A 14,793-nucleotide genomic window follows, 5' to 3' on the forward strand; every position below is an offset into this window, starting at 1 on the left:
GGCCGCAAGGCGGCCCATGGTTTTCGCCGCAGCAAGCCTCCAGGGGTGCGGGGGCCGCGGACGTGGCGGGCTTTTAGCCGGAAGCTGCGGAAATGACAAGGAGAATGGGCGGCCGTCCGGGCTCCGGTAGCCCGGACGGAGCGCAGCGAAATCCGCGGTCGGTGTGGGCGGAACTAGTCCCGGATTGCGCTGCGCTCCATCCGGGCTACTTGAATACAGCTTTCAGGGTGTTCCGCCGAGCTTGGCCTCCAGCGCCGCGATCCGGTTTTTCAGGGCCTCGTTCTCCTCGCGGGCGAGGCGCGCCATGTCCTTGACCGCCTCGAACTCTTCGCGCTTCACGAGGTCCATGTCGCGCAGGAATTTCTCGGCCTGGGTGCGCATCACCGTGTCGAACTCGCGCTTGACGCCCTGGGCGGCACCGGCGGCGTCATTCATGAGGCGTCCGATCTCGTCGAAAAACCGGTTGGTGGTCTGTGTCATGGCGATCTCCGGATGCCTTTGCGCGAACTGAAGCCTGGGAAGACAATGGCAATCCGGACCCCGCCGATCAAGGGCCGGATGAGCGCCTGAGCCGTCCTTGTCATGCCCTGGTTTCCTTGCCATCGTACTGATTGGCTGGGCATAACAAGAATCACAAAGCGAAGCGCGAGACCATGATCGACCAGCAGATCGAGATCCCGACCAAGGACGGCTCGACCACCACCTTCATCACCCATCCCGAGCGCGGCGGCCCGTTTCCGGTCATCATCTTCTACATGGATGCGCCGGCGATCCGCGAGGAGCTGCGCGACATGGCGCGCAGGCTGGCGACGTCTGGCTACTACGTGATGCTGCCCAACCTCTACTACCGCTCCGGCGTGATGGAGATCGGGCCGGTGCCGCCAGACCCGAATGCGCCGGAACGCAAGCGCATGTACGAGCTGATGAACTCGATCAACATCCCCCTGATCATGGATGACACGCACGCGCTGCTCGCCCATGCCGAGGGTCAGGCGGCCGCCAACACCAAGCTGGTCGGGACCGTCGGCTATTGCATGAGCGGCCGTTACGCCATCAATGCCGCCACGCATTTTGCCGAACGTGTGAAGGCCGCGGCCTCGATCTACGGCACGCATCTGGCGACGGACGAATCCAACAGCCCGCATCTCGCGGCGAGCAAGACCAAAGCCGAGCTCTACTTCGCCTGCGCCGAGACCGACGTCTACGCGCCGCAGGAGATCATCGACAAAGTGAAGGAGGGCATGCACGCCGCCAAGGCCGAGGTCGAGATCTATCCGGGCACCCATCACGGCTTCGCCTTCCCCAAGCGCCCGGTCTATCACCGCGACGCCGCCGAGCGGCACTGGGAGCGTCTGCTGGCGCTCTATCGCCGCAATCTTGTCTAGAACCTGGGCACGATGCCGCTTCTTCTGATCAACTTTCCCTCCTTCGACCCGATCGCGATTGCGATCGGGCCGTTCGCCATCCGCTGGTATGCGCTCGCCTATATCGGCGGGATCGTAATCGGCTGGATCTACGCCCGCGCGCTGGTCAAGACCGACAGGCTGTGGAGCGGGCCGGCGCCGATCTCGCTGGTCCAGCTCGACGATTTCATCCTCTGGGTTACGCTCGGCATCATCCTGGGCGGCCGTACCGGCTATGTGCTGTTCTACAACCTGCCCTTCTTCATCGAGCACCCCTCCGCGATCCTCAAATTGTGGGAAGGCGGCATGTCCTTCCATGGCGGCTTCTTAGGCTGCGTCGTCGCGGTGATGTGGTTTGCTCGCCGGAACGGCATCTCGATCCTGTCGCTCGGCGACATCACGACCGCCGTGGGGCCGATCGGCCTGTTCCTGGGGCGCCTCGCCAATTTCATCAATGGCGAGCTATGGGGCCGCGCCGCCGATCCCAGCCTGCCCTGGGCGATGATCTTTCCGACCGGCGGCAACGTGCCGCGCCACCCGAGCCAGCTCTATGAAGCCGGCATGGAAGGCATTTTGCTGTTCACCGTGCTCGCGGTGATGATCCGCCTCGGTGCCTTGAAGCGGCCCGGGATGATCCTCGGCAGCTTCATCCTGATCTACGGCCTCACCCGGATCATCGGCGAGCATTTTCGCGAGCCGGACGCGCAGCTCGGATTTTTGTGGGGCGGGTTAACCATGGGCATGCTGTTGTCGATCCCCATGCTTATCGTCGGCGCCATACTTATTGTATTTGCGGTGCGACGCGGTGCGCCCAGACCGCTTCAAGCCATTCGTTAATTCATTTCGAGAAGACAGGCTGTGACCGACTCGCCGCTGCTGACCGAGATCAAGGCGCTGATCAAATCCTCCGGCCCGATGCCGGTGTGGAGGTACATGGAGCTGTGCCTGATGCATCCGCGTCACGGCTATTACATCTCGCGCGATCCACTCGGGCGCGAAGGCGACTTCACCACCGCGCCGGAAGTCAGCCAGATGTTCGGCGAGCTTCTGGGGTTATGGACGGCATCGGTGTGGAAGCAGATGGGCTCGCCGCAGCTGTTGCGGCTGATCGAGCTCGGGCCTGGCCGCGGCACCATGATGGCGGACGCGCTGCGCGCGCTGCGGGTGCTGCCGCCGCTCTACCAGGCGCTCCAGGTCCACATGGTCGAGGTCAATCCGGTGCTGCGCGAGCGGCAGAAGGCGACGTTGTCGAGCGTACGCAACATCACCTGGCACGACTCGATCGACGACGTGCCCGAAGGCCCTGCGATCATTCTCGCCAACGAATATTTCGACGTACTGTCGATCCACCAGATGGTGAAGCGCGAAAACGGCTGGCACGAGCGCGTCGTCGATATTGATGCGAACGGCAAGCTTCAGTTCGGCGCCGCCGCTGATCCGACACCGCGCTTCGACGTGCTGCTGCCGCCTTTGGTGCGGGTGGCGCCCGCTGGCGCGGTGTTCGAATGGCGGCCCGATGCCGAGATTATGAAGCTGGCAAGCCGCGTGCGCGACCAGGACGGAGCGGCGCTGATCATCGACTATGGCCACTTGCGCAGCGATGCCGGCGATACCTTTCAGGCGATCGCACGCCACACCTTTGCCGATCCCCTGAAGGCGCCAGGCCAGGCCGACGTCACCGCCCATGTCGACTTCCAGGCGCTGTCGCGCGCCGCCGAGGGCGTAGGCGCTCGCGTCCATGGCCCCGTGACGCAGGGCGAGTTCTTGAAGCGCCTCGGCGTCGACACTCGCGCCGCCGCCTTGATGCAGAAGGCAACGCCGGATGTCGCAACCGACATCGCCGCAGCGCTGAAGCGATTGACCGATACGGGCCGCGGCGGCATGGGCTCGATGTTCAAGGTGCTCGCCATCTCCGAACCGCGACTCACCTCGCTCGCGGCCCTGAGCGACCATGTTGAGGAAGGTGACGACGCATCATGACGCTTGGCACGACCCTTGGCTCCTCGCTGCTCTCGGCCGTGCCCGGCCTGCGCCACGCCTTCTTCACCCGCGAGGGCGGCGTCTCCAGCGGCATCTATGCCGCGCTCAATGGCGGGCTCGGCTCCAATGACGACCCAGCCCTTGTCGCGGAGAACCGCCGCCGCATGGCCGAGCATGTCGGTGTTCGGCCCGAGCATTTCATCAGCCTGCACCAGATCCACTCGCCCGACGTGCTCGTCACCGACGGCGCCTGGCCGAGCGGTCCGCGGCCGAAAGGCGATGCGATAGTCACGCGCACGCCTGGCCTCGCGCTCGGCGTCTCCACAGCAGATTGCGGGCCGGTGCTGTTCGTCGACCCGAACGCGCGGGTGATCGGCGGCGCGCATGCCGGCTGGAAGGGCGCGCTGACGGGCGTGCTGGAATCGACCATCGACGCGATGGAAAAGCTCGGTGCCGAACGCGGCCGCATCATCGCTGCGGTCGGCCCCCTGATCCGCCAGGAGAGCTATGAAGTCGGCAACGAGTTCGTCGCGCGCTTCATCGAGGTGGACGCGGACAACGCGGTGTTTTTCATTCCCTCCGTGCGCGAGGGCCACGCGATGTTCGATCTCGCAGGCTTCATCCGCATACGGCTGGAAGCCGCCGGCATCCTGATGATCGACGATCTCGGCCTCGACACCTATGCCGACGAGCGCTTCTTCAGCTATCGCCGCTCGGTGCACCGCAAGGAGCCGGACTACGGCCGGCACATCCATGCGATCGCGCTCGAAGCGTGAACACAACGGCAACACTGTGATTTCCGTCATTCCGGGGCGGCTCGAAGAGCCGAACCCGGAATCTCGCGCCACAACCTCCAGATTCCGGGCTCTCGCTACGCGAGCCCCGGAATGACTGCATTTGGGAGTGTGGCTCCCCCGCCCTAGACGTTAATGCATTTTAACGATATCGCTGCCCTCCATAATGAGGGAAGCGTCATCATTCTTGCGCCGCGCAGGCACGCGCGTGCTGGCGGCTATGTTGCTGGCGGCATCGTGCGCGCTTGGCGGCTGCGCCGGCGGCGGGGCGGCGAGCAACTCCTATGCGATGGCGCCGCCGAGCGGCGGCAGCGGGACCACGGTAGCCTTTGAATCCATCGACGGGCCGCCGCCGCAGGTGTTCGATCGCATGGTCGGCGTGCTCGACAGCGAATCGAAACTTCGCAGCCTGACGGTGGTCTCGCGCGAGGGCACCGCTGCCTACCGCGTACGCAGCTATCTCTCGGCTCAGGTCGTCCGCGGCAAGACCATGATAGCCTGGGTCTGGGACGTCTATGACGCCAACCAGCAGCGTGCGCTGCGCCTGTCCGGTGAGGAACCCGGCAGCAAGGCCGGTCGCGACCCCTGGTCGGCCGCCGACGACCTAGTCCTGCGGAAGATCGCTCAGGCCGGATTCAGCGGACTTTCCAATATGATCAACGGAACGCCGGCGGATTCTCCCGCCTTGCGGGGACCTGCGGTGGCGAGCGTGCTGCCGGGCCCGCTCGCACCGGATATGCCCGCCGCGGCGCTCGGCTACGCCGAGCGATAACCAGCGCTAAACCACGGCCCCAATACCCGGCCAAACCGTTGGCCCGACTCAGGATTTTCGCAGGGAAAACGTAGCACCCCGGGTTGCCAGTGCGGCCTCGGGCCTGATATTTGCTCGCCCGTCGAAACCGTGCTCCATGGGTATCCGAAATGTTGAACGTCGTGTCCAGCAAGGCGCGGGAGGAAGCGACCATGTCGGCCAAAAACGGCTCAATCAAGCTGGTTGCCGGCAATTCCAATCCGGCGCTCGCGCAAGCGATCGCGCAAGGCCTGCATGTGCCGTTGACGAAAGCGGTGGTACGACGCTTCGCCGACATGGAGATCTTTGTCGAGATCCAGGAGAACGTCCGCGGCTCGGACGCCTTCGTCATCCAATCGACCTCGTTCCCCGCGAACGACCATCTGATGGAGCTCCTGATCATCACCGATGCACTGCGCCGCTCGTCGGCGCGTCGCATCACGGCGGTTATCCCCTATTTCGGCTACGCGCGGCAGGATCGCAAATCCGGCTCCCGCACGCCGATCTCGGCCAAGCTGGTCGCGAATCTGCTCACCCAGGCCGGCGTCGACCGCGTCATGACGCTCGATCTGCATGCTACCCAGATCCAGGGCTTCTTCGACATCCCGGCCGATAACCTCTACGCCGCGCCGCTGATGGTGCGCGACATCAAGGAGAGGTTCGACCTCTCCAAGGTGATGGTGATCTCCCCCGACGTCGGCGGCGTGGCGCGTGCGCGCGGGCTAGCCAAGCGCATCAACACCCCGCTCGCTATCGTCGACAAGCGGCGCGAGCGTCCCGGCGAGTCCGAGGTCATGAACGTCATCGGCGACGTTGCCGGCTACACCTGCATTCTCGTGGACGACATCGTCGATTCCGGCGGCACGCTGGTGAACGCAGCCGATGCGCTGATCGCCAAGGGGGCCAAGGACGTCTACGCCTATATCACCCACGGCGTTCTCTCCGGCGGCGCGGCCGCGCGCATCGCCTCCTCGAAGCTGAAAGAACTGGTGATCACGGACTCGATCCTGCCGACTGATGCGGTGATCAAGTCGCCGAACATCCGCACATTGCCGATCGCAAGCCTGATTTCGGATGCGATCGCGCGCACGGCGGCGGAAGAATCGGTGTCGAGCCTGTTCGACTGATTTTCGCCTCTGCACCCTTGGGCGGGCTTTGTAGGGTGGGCAAAGGCGCGAAGCGCCGTGCCCACCTTTTTTGTTGCCGCGAAAGCGGTGGGCGCGCTTTCGCTTTGCCCACCCTACGCTAACCCGCCTCCGCAGCCACCACCCCGGCAAAAGACGCGAAGAACTCGCCGGCGAGCTTCGTGGCGGTGGAGTTGATCAGCCGCGCCCCGAGTTGGGCGAGCTTGCCGCCGATCTGGGCGTCGACATCATAATGCAGCACGGTGCTGTCGGCGCCGTCCGATTCCAGCCGCACTACGGCGCCGCCTTTGGCGAAGCCGGCGACGCCGCCGGAGCCTTCACCCGAAATGCGATAGCTGTTTGGCGGCCGAAGATCGGACAGCGTCACCTTGCCGCCGAAGGTTGCCTTCACCGGGCCGACCCTGAAGACGACGGTGGCGGTCATTTCATTCGGGCCGGTGACCTCGAGCGACTGACAGCCGGGGATGCACTGCTTCAGCACATCGGGATCGTTGAGCGCAGCCCAGACCTTGTCACGGGATGCGGGAATGCGCTGGCTGTCGGTCATCTGCATGGTCGGTCCTCTCCTTGTCTTCAACAGCGGCGGCGCGCTGGCCGCGGCGGCGCACCTGCGTGATCTCGGCGAGGATCGACATCGCGATCTCCTCCGGTGTGATGGCGCCGAGATCGAGCCCGGCCGGCGCCTTGACGCGATCGATCGCAGCGGCGTCGACGCCGTCCGCGATCAGTTTTGAGCGCAGTGCCGCCATCTTGCGGCGGCTGCCGACGAAGGCGTGATAGGCGGCCTCAACAGCGACCGCCGCCCGCAGCGCGACCTCGTCGCCCTTGCCTTGCGTCGAGACCACGACGAAGCGTTTTGCCTCGGTCAATTCGCTCAACCGGTAGCCGTCGATAAGCGTGTCGGCGTCGGGCTGCGAGGCGAGATCGGCCGACGGCGCTGCCAGCGTCACGTGAAAGCCGAGCGTGCGCGCCTGCGCCGCGAGCGACAGCGCCACCGGGCTCGCGCCGAGCACGACGAGCGAGGGATGCGGCAGCACCGGCTCGACGAAGATGTCCATGGTGCCCTTGCTCGGGCACATGTTGCTGGCAAAGCGGATACCGTCACGGCTCTCGCCCGGACTGACGCCGAGCTCGGCGAGCAGATTCTCCGGCTGCACCGAGACCATCCGCGGCACGCCATCGGCGAGCGCCTCGCGCGCCGCCATCAGCACCGCGCCACGGGCGCAGCCGCCGCCGATCCAGCCAGCGACGATGCGGCCGTCGGCCGCGATGATCGCCTTTGCGCCGGCTTTCGCCGCCGTGACCGACACGGTGCGCACCACGGTCGCGAGCACGAAGGCACGCTCGGCGGCCTTCATCTGCGCGACGAGATCGAGCACCTCGACATTCGCTGTCGCTTTACTGATCATTTGGGTGCCTCCGTCAGAGCTTCGCCAGATAGGGTTCGAGCGCGCACAGGCTTTGCAGCGTGTTGGCGGGCGCGTAGAGATCGACATGGGGCAGCGCGGCCTTGATGCCCCTCGCCTCCGGCGCGTAGCCATCCCACGCCATCATCGGATTGAGCCAGACGATGCGCCGGCAACGCCGCGACAACGCTGCCATTTCGCGTCCGAGCAATACCGCATCGCCGGTCTCGTAGCCGTCGGATACGATCATCACGCAACTGCGCGAATGGATCACGCGCTGCGCGTGCCAGCGGTTGAAGCTTTGCAGGCTCTCGCCGATCTTCGTGCCGCCGCCTGCACCCTGCGCCATGATCGAGAGGCGGTCGAGCGCGCGGCCGGCGTCCTTCTCCTTCAACGCATCGGAGACATAGGCAAGCCGCGTGTGGAACAGAAACGCCTCGGCCTCGTGGAATTCGTCGAGCACACCGTGGATGAAGCGTAGGAATACGGATGTGTAGGCGCTCATCGAGCCCGACGCATCAAGCAGCACGATCAGCCGCAGCGGCTTGTTCTTGCGCTGCCGCTTCACCAGGCTGATTGGCACGCCGCCATGGCTGATGTTGCGGTGGATGGTGCGGCGGAGATCGAGCCTGTGGCCGCGCCGCCGAGCAAGATCACGCCGTGTCAGCCGGGTGCGCATCACTTTTGCGAGCTGCGCCGCGGCCTCATGTGCCTGCGCGATCTGGTCGGGATCGCTGAGCTTGCGGAAGTCGACTTCGGCACGGTTCTCCGCACGCGAGGCGCCTTCCATCCGTCCCTCGCCGCCGAGCCCATCCGGCGCATCGTCGGATGACGGGATCTGGTCGGTCAGCGGCTGATCGCCGCCCTGTTCCGTCGTCGTATCCTGCAGGGTCTTGAGTGAAGGGCTGCTCGCGCCTTGCGTCGCGCCGATTATCCGCGAGCGCGAACGCACGCGCTTGCCAAGCCAGAACGCGTCGAACAAACCGTCGAATTTGTCCCAGTCGGACTTGCGCGCCGAGAACAGATGCTTGAACGCTGAACGCAAGAGGCCCGGACGCGCAGCATACCCCACCGACATCAGCGCCGCCGCGTCCTGCCCCTCTGCGAGCCCGACTCGGAATCCGGCGTCGCGCAGCGTACGCAGGAAGGCGGCAAGCCGCGTGGAGACGAGGCGGGAGACCTCGTTGAGGTCCTCGAATTCAGGGCTCGCGCCGCAGCAGCTCATGCGACTCTCCCGAGCAGGCGTTCCGTCACCTCGCGCGTGAAACGCGCGCGGTCCTCATGCGTCTTCAACAGGCAGATCAGCGTCTCATGCACGGTCTCGGGCGCATCGTGGAGATCGCTTATGTCGAGGCCGACAAGCGCTGCCGCCCAGTCCAGCGTCTCCGCGACACCAGGCACCTTCCGCAATTCCTCCTTGCGGACGCCTTCGACCATGCGTGCGATCTGGAGCGACATGGAGGGGCTTGCGCCCGCGATCCGCGCCAGGATGATGCGGGTCTCGCGATCGACGTCGGGATAATCAACATAGTGATAGAGGCAGCGCCGGCGCAACGCATCGGAGAGCTCGCGCGTGGCGTTCGAGGTCAGCACCACCTGCGGGATGGTGGTCGCCGGGATGGTGCCGAGCTCGGGGATCGAAACCTGGAAGTCGGAGAGCAGCTCGAGCAAGAACGCCTCGAACTCGTCGTCGGCGCGATCGATCTCGTCGATCAGCAGCACCGGCGGTTGCGCGCGGCGGATCGCGGCCAGCAGTGGTCGCTCCAGGAGGTACTTTTCCGAGAAGATCTGGTCCTCGATGCTATCAGTGCCGCGATGCGCCTGGATCGCCAGCAATTGGCGCTGGTAGTTCCACTCATAGAGCGCGGAGGACTGATCGAGACCCTCATAGCATTGCAGACGGATCAGCTCGGTCGCATGCACTTTGGCAAGCGCCTTCGCCACTTCCGTCTTGCCGACGCCCGCCTCGCCTTCCAGCAGCAGCGGACGCCGCAACAATTGCATCAGCGAGATCGCGGTCGCGAGCTCCGTGTCGGCGATGTAGCCCGACGCAGCCAGCGCCTGCGCGATCTCGTCACGGCCTTTCATCGCTACGCGACCGCTCCAAGCTGTTTCGCCGCCTTCCAGTTGCGCCAGTAGTCGTGCGGCATCTGGATGTGCGTCGCCCCCAGAAACGCGAACGCGTCGTTGACGGCGTTGGAGAAGGCCGGCACACCGCCGACATTCGGGCTCTCGCCGACGCCCTTGGCACCGATCGGATGATGCGGCGACGGGGTCACGGTGAAGTCGGTCTCCCAATGCGGTGTCTCGACTGCGGTCGGCATGAAGAAGTCCATGAACGAGCCGGTGACGACGTTGCCGGTGTCGTCGTAGCGGATCTCCTGCCCCATCGCGATCGCGAAGGCCTCGGTGAGGCCGCCATGCACCTGGCCCTCGATGATCATCGGGTTGATGCGGGTGCCGCAGTCATCGAGCGCATAGAAGCGCCGGACCTTGTACACGCCGGTATCGACATCGATATCCATCACGCAGAGATAGGCGCCGAACGGATAGGTCATGTTGGGCGGATCGTAGTAGGAGACCGCCTCGAGCCCCGGCTCCATGCCTGGCGGCACCGAGTTGTATGCCGCCCAGCAGATATCCTTCATCGACATGAACCTCTCCGGCAGGCCCTTCACCCGGAACCCATCGATGTCCCATTCGAGGTCGTCCTCGTGGACCTCGAGCTTGTAGGCCGCGATCATCTGCGCCTTGGCCTTGATTTTTCGGGCAGCCATCGCGATCGCGGCGCCGGCCACGGGCGTCGAGCGCGAGCCGTAGGTGCCGAGCCCATAAGGCGCGGTGTCGGTATTGCCCTCCTCGACCTGGATGTTGTCGGCGGGAATGCCGATCTCGGTCGCGATGATCTGGGCCCAGGTGGTCTCGTGCCCCTGGCCCTGACTCTTCGTCCCCATGCGCGCGATGCCGGCACCGGTCGGATGCATGCGGATCTCGCAGGAATCGAACATGGCGATGCCTAGGATGTCGCAATTCTTCGAGGGGCCGGCACCGACGATCTCGGTGAAGAAGGAGACCCCCAAGCCCATGATCTCGCGGGTCTCGCCGCGCGCAAACGCCGCGCGCTTGTCTGCCTGCTCCTTCCGGAGCGCAGCGTAGCCGGTTGTCTCCATCATCTTGCGCATCGCGGTGTGGTAGTCGCCGGAATCGTATTCCCAACCCAAGGCCGAGTGATACGGAAACTGCTCCGGCTTGATGAAGTTCTTCAGTCGCAGCTCGGCCGGATCCATGCCGAGCTTCTGCGCCAGGATGTCCATGGCGCGCTCGATGCAGTAGGCAGCCTCCGTGACGCGGAACGAGCAGCGGTAGGCGACGCCGCCCGGCGCCTTGTTGGTGTAGACGCCATCGACGGCGAGATGCGCTGTCGGGAAGTCGTAGGAGCCGGTGACGATGTTGAAGAAGCCGGCCGGCCATTTCGACGGATCGGCGCAGGCGTCGAACGCGCCGTGATCGGCGAGCACGTGGACGCGCAGGCCGGTGACCTTTCCATCCCTGGTCGCGGCAATTTCAGCGGTCATGTGATAATCGCGCGCGAACGAGGTCGCGGTCAGGTTCTCGATGCGGTCCTCGACCCATTTCACCGGCTTGCCGGTGACGATGGAGGCGACGGCTGCGCAGATGTAGCCGGGATAGGCGCCGACCTTGTTGCCGAAGCCGCCGCCGATATCGGGCGAGATCACGTGGATCTTTTGTTCCGGCAATTTCGCGATCAGCGACACCACGGTGCGGATCACATGGGGCGCCTGGAAGGTACCCCATATCGTCAGCTCGCCCTTGATCTTGTCGAAGGAGCAGACGCACTGGCAGGTCTCGAGTGGCGACGGATGGGTGCGGTGGTAGGAGATCATCTCCTTGATCGTCACCTCGGCCTTCCTAAAGGCTGCGTCGGTCAGATCCTTGTCGCCGACGGTCCATTCGAAGATGTGGTTGTGGTGCTTGCGCGGGCCGTGGGCGCCTGTGGTCTTGCCGGCGAGGTCCTCGCGCAGCACAGGCGCGTCCGGCGCCATCGACTTGAAGGGATCGACCAGCGGGGTGAGCTGCTCATACTCGACGACCACCTTGTTGACGCCGTCGTCGGCGGCATAGCGGTCGGTCGCGACCACGAAGGCGACCTCCTGGTTCTGGAACAGCACCTTGCCGTCGGCCAAAACCATCTGCACGTCGCCGGCAAGCGTTGGCATCCAGGCGAGGTTAACCGTCTTCAGCGTCTCGGCGGTGATCACCGCGAGCACGCCGGGGACCTTCAGTGCTTCGCTGTCGTCGATTTTCTTGACGCGCGCATGCGCGTGCGGCGAGCGGACGAAATCGCCGTGCAGCATGCCCGGCAGCTTGACGTCGTCGACGTAGTTGCCCTTGCCTTGGGTGAAGCGGATGTCCTCGACGCGCTTGCGCTTGCAGCCCATACCTTCGAGCGCGGCCGTGCGTTGTTCCCGCGTGGGAGTTAAGTCGTTCATTCCGCGGCCTCCTTGAATTCGATGCCGTTGAGCTTGGCAGCGGCGTATTGAATCGCCCTGACGATGTTCTGGTAGCCGGTGCAGCGGCAGATGTTGCCGGAGATGCCGATACGGATTTCCTCTTCGGAAGGCGAGGGATTCTCCTTCAGCAGGCGGTGCGCCCGCATGATCATCCCAGGCGTACAGAAGCCGCATTGCAGGCCGTGCATCATGCGAAACCCTTCCTGCAACGCCGACAGCGAGCCGTCGGCATTGGCCATGCCTTCGACGGTCGTGATGTCGCTGCCATTGGCCTGCACTGCGAACATGGTGCAGGACTTCACCGACATGCCGTCGATATCGACGGTGCATGCACCGCAATGGGTGGTCTCGCAGCCGATATGGGTGCCTGTCATCCCGAGGTTCTCGCGGATGAAATGTACGAGCAGCGTCCGCGGTTCGACGAGGCCTTCGACCTCGGCGCCGTTCACCTTCATGGTCACATGTGTTTTTGCCATTTGTCCCTCTCCTAACGCGCGCGGCCGGCGGCGCGTTGCAGCGCCCGCACGACCATGATGCCGCCGACATGCTTGCGATATTCGACCGGCCCGCGGGCGTCCGCCGCCGGCGACATGATTGCTTCCGCCGCAGCGGCCGCGTTCTTCAACGCAGCCATATCGAGGCTCGTGCCGATCACCGCGTTTGCCGCGTCAGTGGCGAGCAGCGGCGTCTCGTGGACATTGGTGAGCCCGATCGCGCAGCTCGCGACCTTGCCGCCCGCCATGGTGAGCACGACGGCTGCGGCCGCGGTCGCGTAATCGCCGACCTTGCGCTTGAGTTTTTCGTAGGCGTAGCCGTGGCCCGCGGCGGGCACTGGGACCGAAACAGCGGTGAGGATCTCGCCGGGCTCGAGCGCGGTGAAATAGGCGCCCTGGTAGAAATCGGCCGCCTTGACCTCGCGGGTGCCGTTCGCGCCTTCGAGGCGATAGGTCGCGCCCAGTGTGAGCATCAGCGCCGGCATGTCGTTGCCGGGATCGCCATTGGCGACATTGCCGCCGACCGTGCCGCGGTAGCGCACCTGCGGATCGGCGATCAAAAGCGCAGCTTCATGGAGGATCGGCACTGATCTTGCGGTCTCCTCGGAGGCGAGCAGATCATGCTGGGTGGTCATCGCGCCGATGACGAGGCTATCGCCGTCGCGGCGGATGCCCTTGAGACCGGCGATGCCGTGGAGGTCGACCAGATGAGCGGGGCTCGCCAGCCGAAGCTTCATCATCGGCACCAGGCTGTGCCCGCCGGCCAGCGGCCGTGCGTCCTCGCCAAGGTCGGATAGCAGTTTGACGGCGTCGGCAACGCTTGCCGGCCGGTGATAGCTGAATGCGCCCGGGATCATCGTCTCCTCCCAATCGTCCTTGCGCACGCTGGCGCGGACGTTGGGCCGGACCGTCTTCCTGAGCGGAGCGAGCCGCAATGGTTGGGGCACAAAGAGGGGGATTTCGCACGAAATGCGGACTAAAACGCACGAATTGCGTCAGCTTGCGCGACCCTTCCTCGCGGCTCGGGTCTACGCGTGTCGCCGCGTCGCCAGCCCCAACCTCGCTTTCACCTCGGCGATTTTGGCGCGACTCACGGGCACGCGGTGTGGGGACGGACCGTCGAGCTCGAGCACGGCGCCGTCGCCCTCCCTGCGGACGAGGGCGACATGGGGAATGCAGACGATGTGGCTGCGGTGCACCCGAAGAAACAGGCTGGGATCGAGCTGCGCCTCGGCCTCCGAGATCGACCACGGGCACATGCGCTCGCGGGTGCCGTCATGCACCCGTGTATAGTGGGCGTCGGCGCGGACACTGCGGACATTGGCGGTATCGATGAAATGCGTGCCGTCGGCGCCTTCGACCGGCAGGCGGGGGACGGGTGCCGCGCGCGGCGGCTGGCCGACGCCGCCGAGCGGCGCCGACACCGGCCGCAGTGGCGCTGCAACAGAAGCTGGCTCGGCCGGGAACGCGACTGCCGGCGCAGTGGGATCGCCGGCCATCGCCGGCACCAGGGTCTGCCGGCGCGGATCCGGCACCAGTGAGAGCAGGAAGCCGGCGGCGATCACGAAGCAAAGCACTGCCACCACGATGGAGAGGATTTGTTGCGACGCCGCAAGGCTGCCGCCGAGATGCTGATGCGCTTCACCTGTGAGCGGCATGAAATGCATGCCGTGCATGGCGGTGTAATGCATCCCGGACACTGCGACGCCGAAGGCGATCGCGCTCACGATCAGGCGAAAGCCTTCCTGCTGCGCGAGGAAGGCGCGCAAGCCGCCATAGGCGGTACCAATCGCCACCACGACCGAGAGCAGCACGATTGGTTCGTCATGCGCGATTGTGAACGGCCCGGAAAGGCCGTGGATGCCCACATAATGCATGCTGCTGATGCCGACGCCGAGCAGCACGGCCGAAGACATCACCCGCTTCAGCGAGGGCTCGCCGATCGAGACGAAGAACAGGGAGATGCCGACCACCAGCGCGCAGATCAGGAACGAGATGATGGTGGGCAGGACGAGATAGACGGTGTCCGGCGGCAGCGGCGCCGCCAGCATGCCGACGAAATGCATGGTCCAGATGCCGACGGCCAGAAATGCCGCCGCGCCCGCCAGCAGCACGCGGTTGCTGACGCCCGGCGTGTTGCGGATGCGCGCCGCAAGCGCAAAGCCGGTATATCCGCCCAGGCTCGCGATCGCGACGGAAAGCGCGACGAGATAGGGATCGTGTCCTTCGAACATGATCTTGCCGGCCGG

The 14,793-nt window shown here is 65.2% G+C and carries 15 protein-coding genes; 6 read left to right on the forward strand and 9 right to left on the reverse strand.

Features of this window, described 5'->3' with window-relative positions; all coding sequences use genetic code 11:
- Window positions 1-222 precede the first annotated feature (222 nt).
- Entirely contained in the window at window positions 223-480 is a 258-nt protein-coding gene (locus Q3C01_RS29095; protein WP_458148725.1) for an accessory factor UbiK family protein, read from the reverse strand.
- A gap of 173 nt (window positions 481-653) precedes the next feature.
- Between Q3C01_RS29095 and Q3C01_RS29100 the strand changes: the two genes are divergently transcribed.
- The 6 genes from Q3C01_RS29100 (at window position 654) to Q3C01_RS29125 (ending at window position 6,094) form a co-directional block, all read left to right on the forward strand.
- Window positions 654-1,385, forward strand: a complete 732-nt coding sequence (locus tag Q3C01_RS29100) for a dienelactone hydrolase family protein (RefSeq protein ID WP_458148726.1) — start codon at window positions 654-656, stop codon at window positions 1,383-1,385.
- A gap of 12 nt (window positions 1,386-1,397) precedes the next feature.
- Entirely contained in the window at window positions 1,398-2,240 is an 843-nt protein-coding gene (lgt, locus tag Q3C01_RS29105) for a prolipoprotein diacylglyceryl transferase (protein ID WP_458148727.1), read from the forward strand.
- A gap of 21 nt (window positions 2,241-2,261) precedes the next feature.
- The gene (locus Q3C01_RS29110) at window positions 2,262-3,383 is read left to right on the forward strand and encodes a class I SAM-dependent methyltransferase (RefSeq protein WP_458148728.1); all 1,122 of its coding nucleotides are present in this window, start codon (window positions 2,262-2,264) and stop codon (window positions 3,381-3,383) included.
- Window positions 3,380-4,159, forward strand: a complete 780-nt coding sequence (gene pgeF, locus Q3C01_RS29115) for a peptidoglycan editing factor PgeF (protein ID WP_458148729.1) — start codon at window positions 3,380-3,382, stop codon at window positions 4,157-4,159. The genes Q3C01_RS29110 and pgeF overlap by 4 nt, the downstream gene beginning before the upstream one ends.
- 184 nt (window positions 4,160-4,343) lie before the next feature.
- Window positions 4,344-4,949, forward strand: a complete 606-nt coding sequence (locus Q3C01_RS29120) for a hypothetical protein (protein WP_458148730.1) — start codon at window positions 4,344-4,346, stop codon at window positions 4,947-4,949.
- Window positions 4,950-5,140: 191 nt separating this feature from the next.
- Entirely contained in the window at window positions 5,141-6,094 is a 954-nt protein-coding gene (locus Q3C01_RS29125) for a ribose-phosphate pyrophosphokinase (RefSeq protein WP_458148731.1), read from the forward strand.
- Between the two features lie 118 nt (window positions 6,095-6,212).
- On the opposite strand, the gene Q3C01_RS29130 is transcribed toward Q3C01_RS29125, so the two are convergent.
- The 8 genes from Q3C01_RS29130 to Q3C01_RS29165 all read right to left on the reverse strand — a co-directional run bounded on the left by Q3C01_RS29130 (window position 6,213) and on the right by Q3C01_RS29165 (window position 14,778).
- Window positions 6,213-6,665, reverse strand: a complete 453-nt coding sequence (locus Q3C01_RS29130) for an SRPBCC family protein (protein ID WP_458148732.1) — start codon at window positions 6,663-6,665, stop codon at window positions 6,213-6,215.
- Complete coding sequence (locus Q3C01_RS29135) at window positions 6,625-7,521, reverse strand: XdhC family protein (RefSeq protein WP_458148733.1); 897 nt, start codon at window positions 7,519-7,521, stop codon at window positions 6,625-6,627. The genes Q3C01_RS29130 and Q3C01_RS29135 overlap by 41 nt, the downstream gene beginning before the upstream one ends.
- Window positions 7,522-7,534: 13 nt before the next feature.
- Complete coding sequence (locus Q3C01_RS29140) at window positions 7,535-8,743, reverse strand: vWA domain-containing protein (RefSeq protein WP_458148734.1); 1,209 nt, start codon at window positions 8,741-8,743, stop codon at window positions 7,535-7,537.
- The gene (locus Q3C01_RS29145) at window positions 8,740-9,606 is read right to left on the reverse strand and encodes an AAA family ATPase (protein ID WP_458148735.1); all 867 of its coding nucleotides are present in this window, start codon (window positions 9,604-9,606) and stop codon (window positions 8,740-8,742) included. Before Q3C01_RS29145 ends, Q3C01_RS29140 begins: the two co-directional genes overlap by 4 nt.
- A gap of 2 nt (window positions 9,607-9,608) precedes the next feature.
- Window positions 9,609-12,029 (reverse strand): aerobic carbon-monoxide dehydrogenase large subunit, encoded by a 2,421-nt coding sequence (locus Q3C01_RS29150; protein WP_458148736.1) that lies wholly within the window; start codon window positions 12,027-12,029, stop codon window positions 9,609-9,611.
- The gene (locus Q3C01_RS29155) at window positions 12,026-12,526 is read right to left on the reverse strand and encodes a (2Fe-2S)-binding protein (protein WP_458148737.1); all 501 of its coding nucleotides are present in this window, start codon (window positions 12,524-12,526) and stop codon (window positions 12,026-12,028) included. The genes Q3C01_RS29150 and Q3C01_RS29155 overlap by 4 nt, the downstream gene beginning before the upstream one ends.
- An 11-nt stretch (window positions 12,527-12,537) precedes the next feature.
- Window positions 12,538-13,401 carry an FAD binding domain-containing protein gene (locus tag Q3C01_RS29160; RefSeq protein WP_458148780.1) on the reverse strand — a complete coding sequence of 288 codons (864 nt, stop codon included), beginning with the start codon at window positions 13,399-13,401 and terminating at the stop codon, window positions 12,538-12,540.
- Between the two features lie 171 nt (window positions 13,402-13,572).
- Window positions 13,573-14,778 (reverse strand): MHYT domain-containing protein, encoded by a 1,206-nt coding sequence (locus Q3C01_RS29165; RefSeq protein ID WP_458148738.1) that lies wholly within the window; start codon window positions 14,776-14,778, stop codon window positions 13,573-13,575.
- Window positions 14,779-14,793: the final 15 nt, after the last annotated feature.

This window comes from Bradyrhizobium sp. UFLA05-109, assembly GCF_054185165.1.

What these genes read in the sequence shown, in the direction of transcription:
- Q3C01_RS29150 (WP_458148736.1), bottom strand. Translation starts at nt 12,029, where the DNA reads ATGAACGACTTAACTCCCACGCGGGAACAACGCACGGCCGCGCTCGAA.
- Q3C01_RS29130 (WP_458148732.1), bottom strand. Translation starts at nt 6,665, where the DNA reads ATGCAGATGACCGACAGCCAGCGCATTCCCGCATCCCGTGACAAGGTC.
- pgeF (WP_458148729.1), top strand. Translation starts at nt 3,380, where the DNA reads ATGACGCTTGGCACGACCCTTGGCTCCTCGCTGCTCTCGGCCGTGCCC.
- Q3C01_RS29165 (WP_458148738.1), bottom strand. Translation starts at nt 14,778, where the DNA reads ATGTTCGAAGGACACGATCCCTATCTCGTCGCGCTTTCCGTCGCGATC.
- Q3C01_RS29095 (WP_458148725.1), bottom strand. Translation starts at nt 480, where the DNA reads ATGACACAGACCACCAACCGGTTTTTCGACGAGATCGGACGCCTCATG.
- Q3C01_RS29120 (WP_458148730.1), top strand. Translation starts at nt 4,344, where the DNA reads ATGAGGGAAGCGTCATCATTCTTGCGCCGCGCAGGCACGCGCGTGCTG.
- lgt (WP_458148727.1), top strand. Translation starts at nt 1,398, where the DNA reads ATGCCGCTTCTTCTGATCAACTTTCCCTCCTTCGACCCGATCGCGATT.
- Q3C01_RS29160 (WP_458148780.1), bottom strand. Translation starts at nt 13,401, where the DNA reads ATGATCCCGGGCGCATTCAGCTATCACCGGCCGGCAAGCGTTGCCGAC.
- Q3C01_RS29125 (WP_458148731.1), top strand. Translation starts at nt 5,141, where the DNA reads ATGTCGGCCAAAAACGGCTCAATCAAGCTGGTTGCCGGCAATTCCAAT.
- Q3C01_RS29100 (WP_458148726.1), top strand. Translation starts at nt 654, where the DNA reads ATGATCGACCAGCAGATCGAGATCCCGACCAAGGACGGCTCGACCACC.
- Q3C01_RS29145 (WP_458148735.1), bottom strand. Translation starts at nt 9,606, where the DNA reads ATGAAAGGCCGTGACGAGATCGCGCAGGCGCTGGCTGCGTCGGGCTAC.
- Q3C01_RS29140 (WP_458148734.1), bottom strand. Translation starts at nt 8,743, where the DNA reads ATGAGCTGCTGCGGCGCGAGCCCTGAATTCGAGGACCTCAACGAGGTC.
- Q3C01_RS29155 (WP_458148737.1), bottom strand. Translation starts at nt 12,526, where the DNA reads ATGGCAAAAACACATGTGACCATGAAGGTGAACGGCGCCGAGGTCGAA.
- Q3C01_RS29135 (WP_458148733.1), bottom strand. Translation starts at nt 7,521, where the DNA reads ATGATCAGTAAAGCGACAGCGAATGTCGAGGTGCTCGATCTCGTCGCG.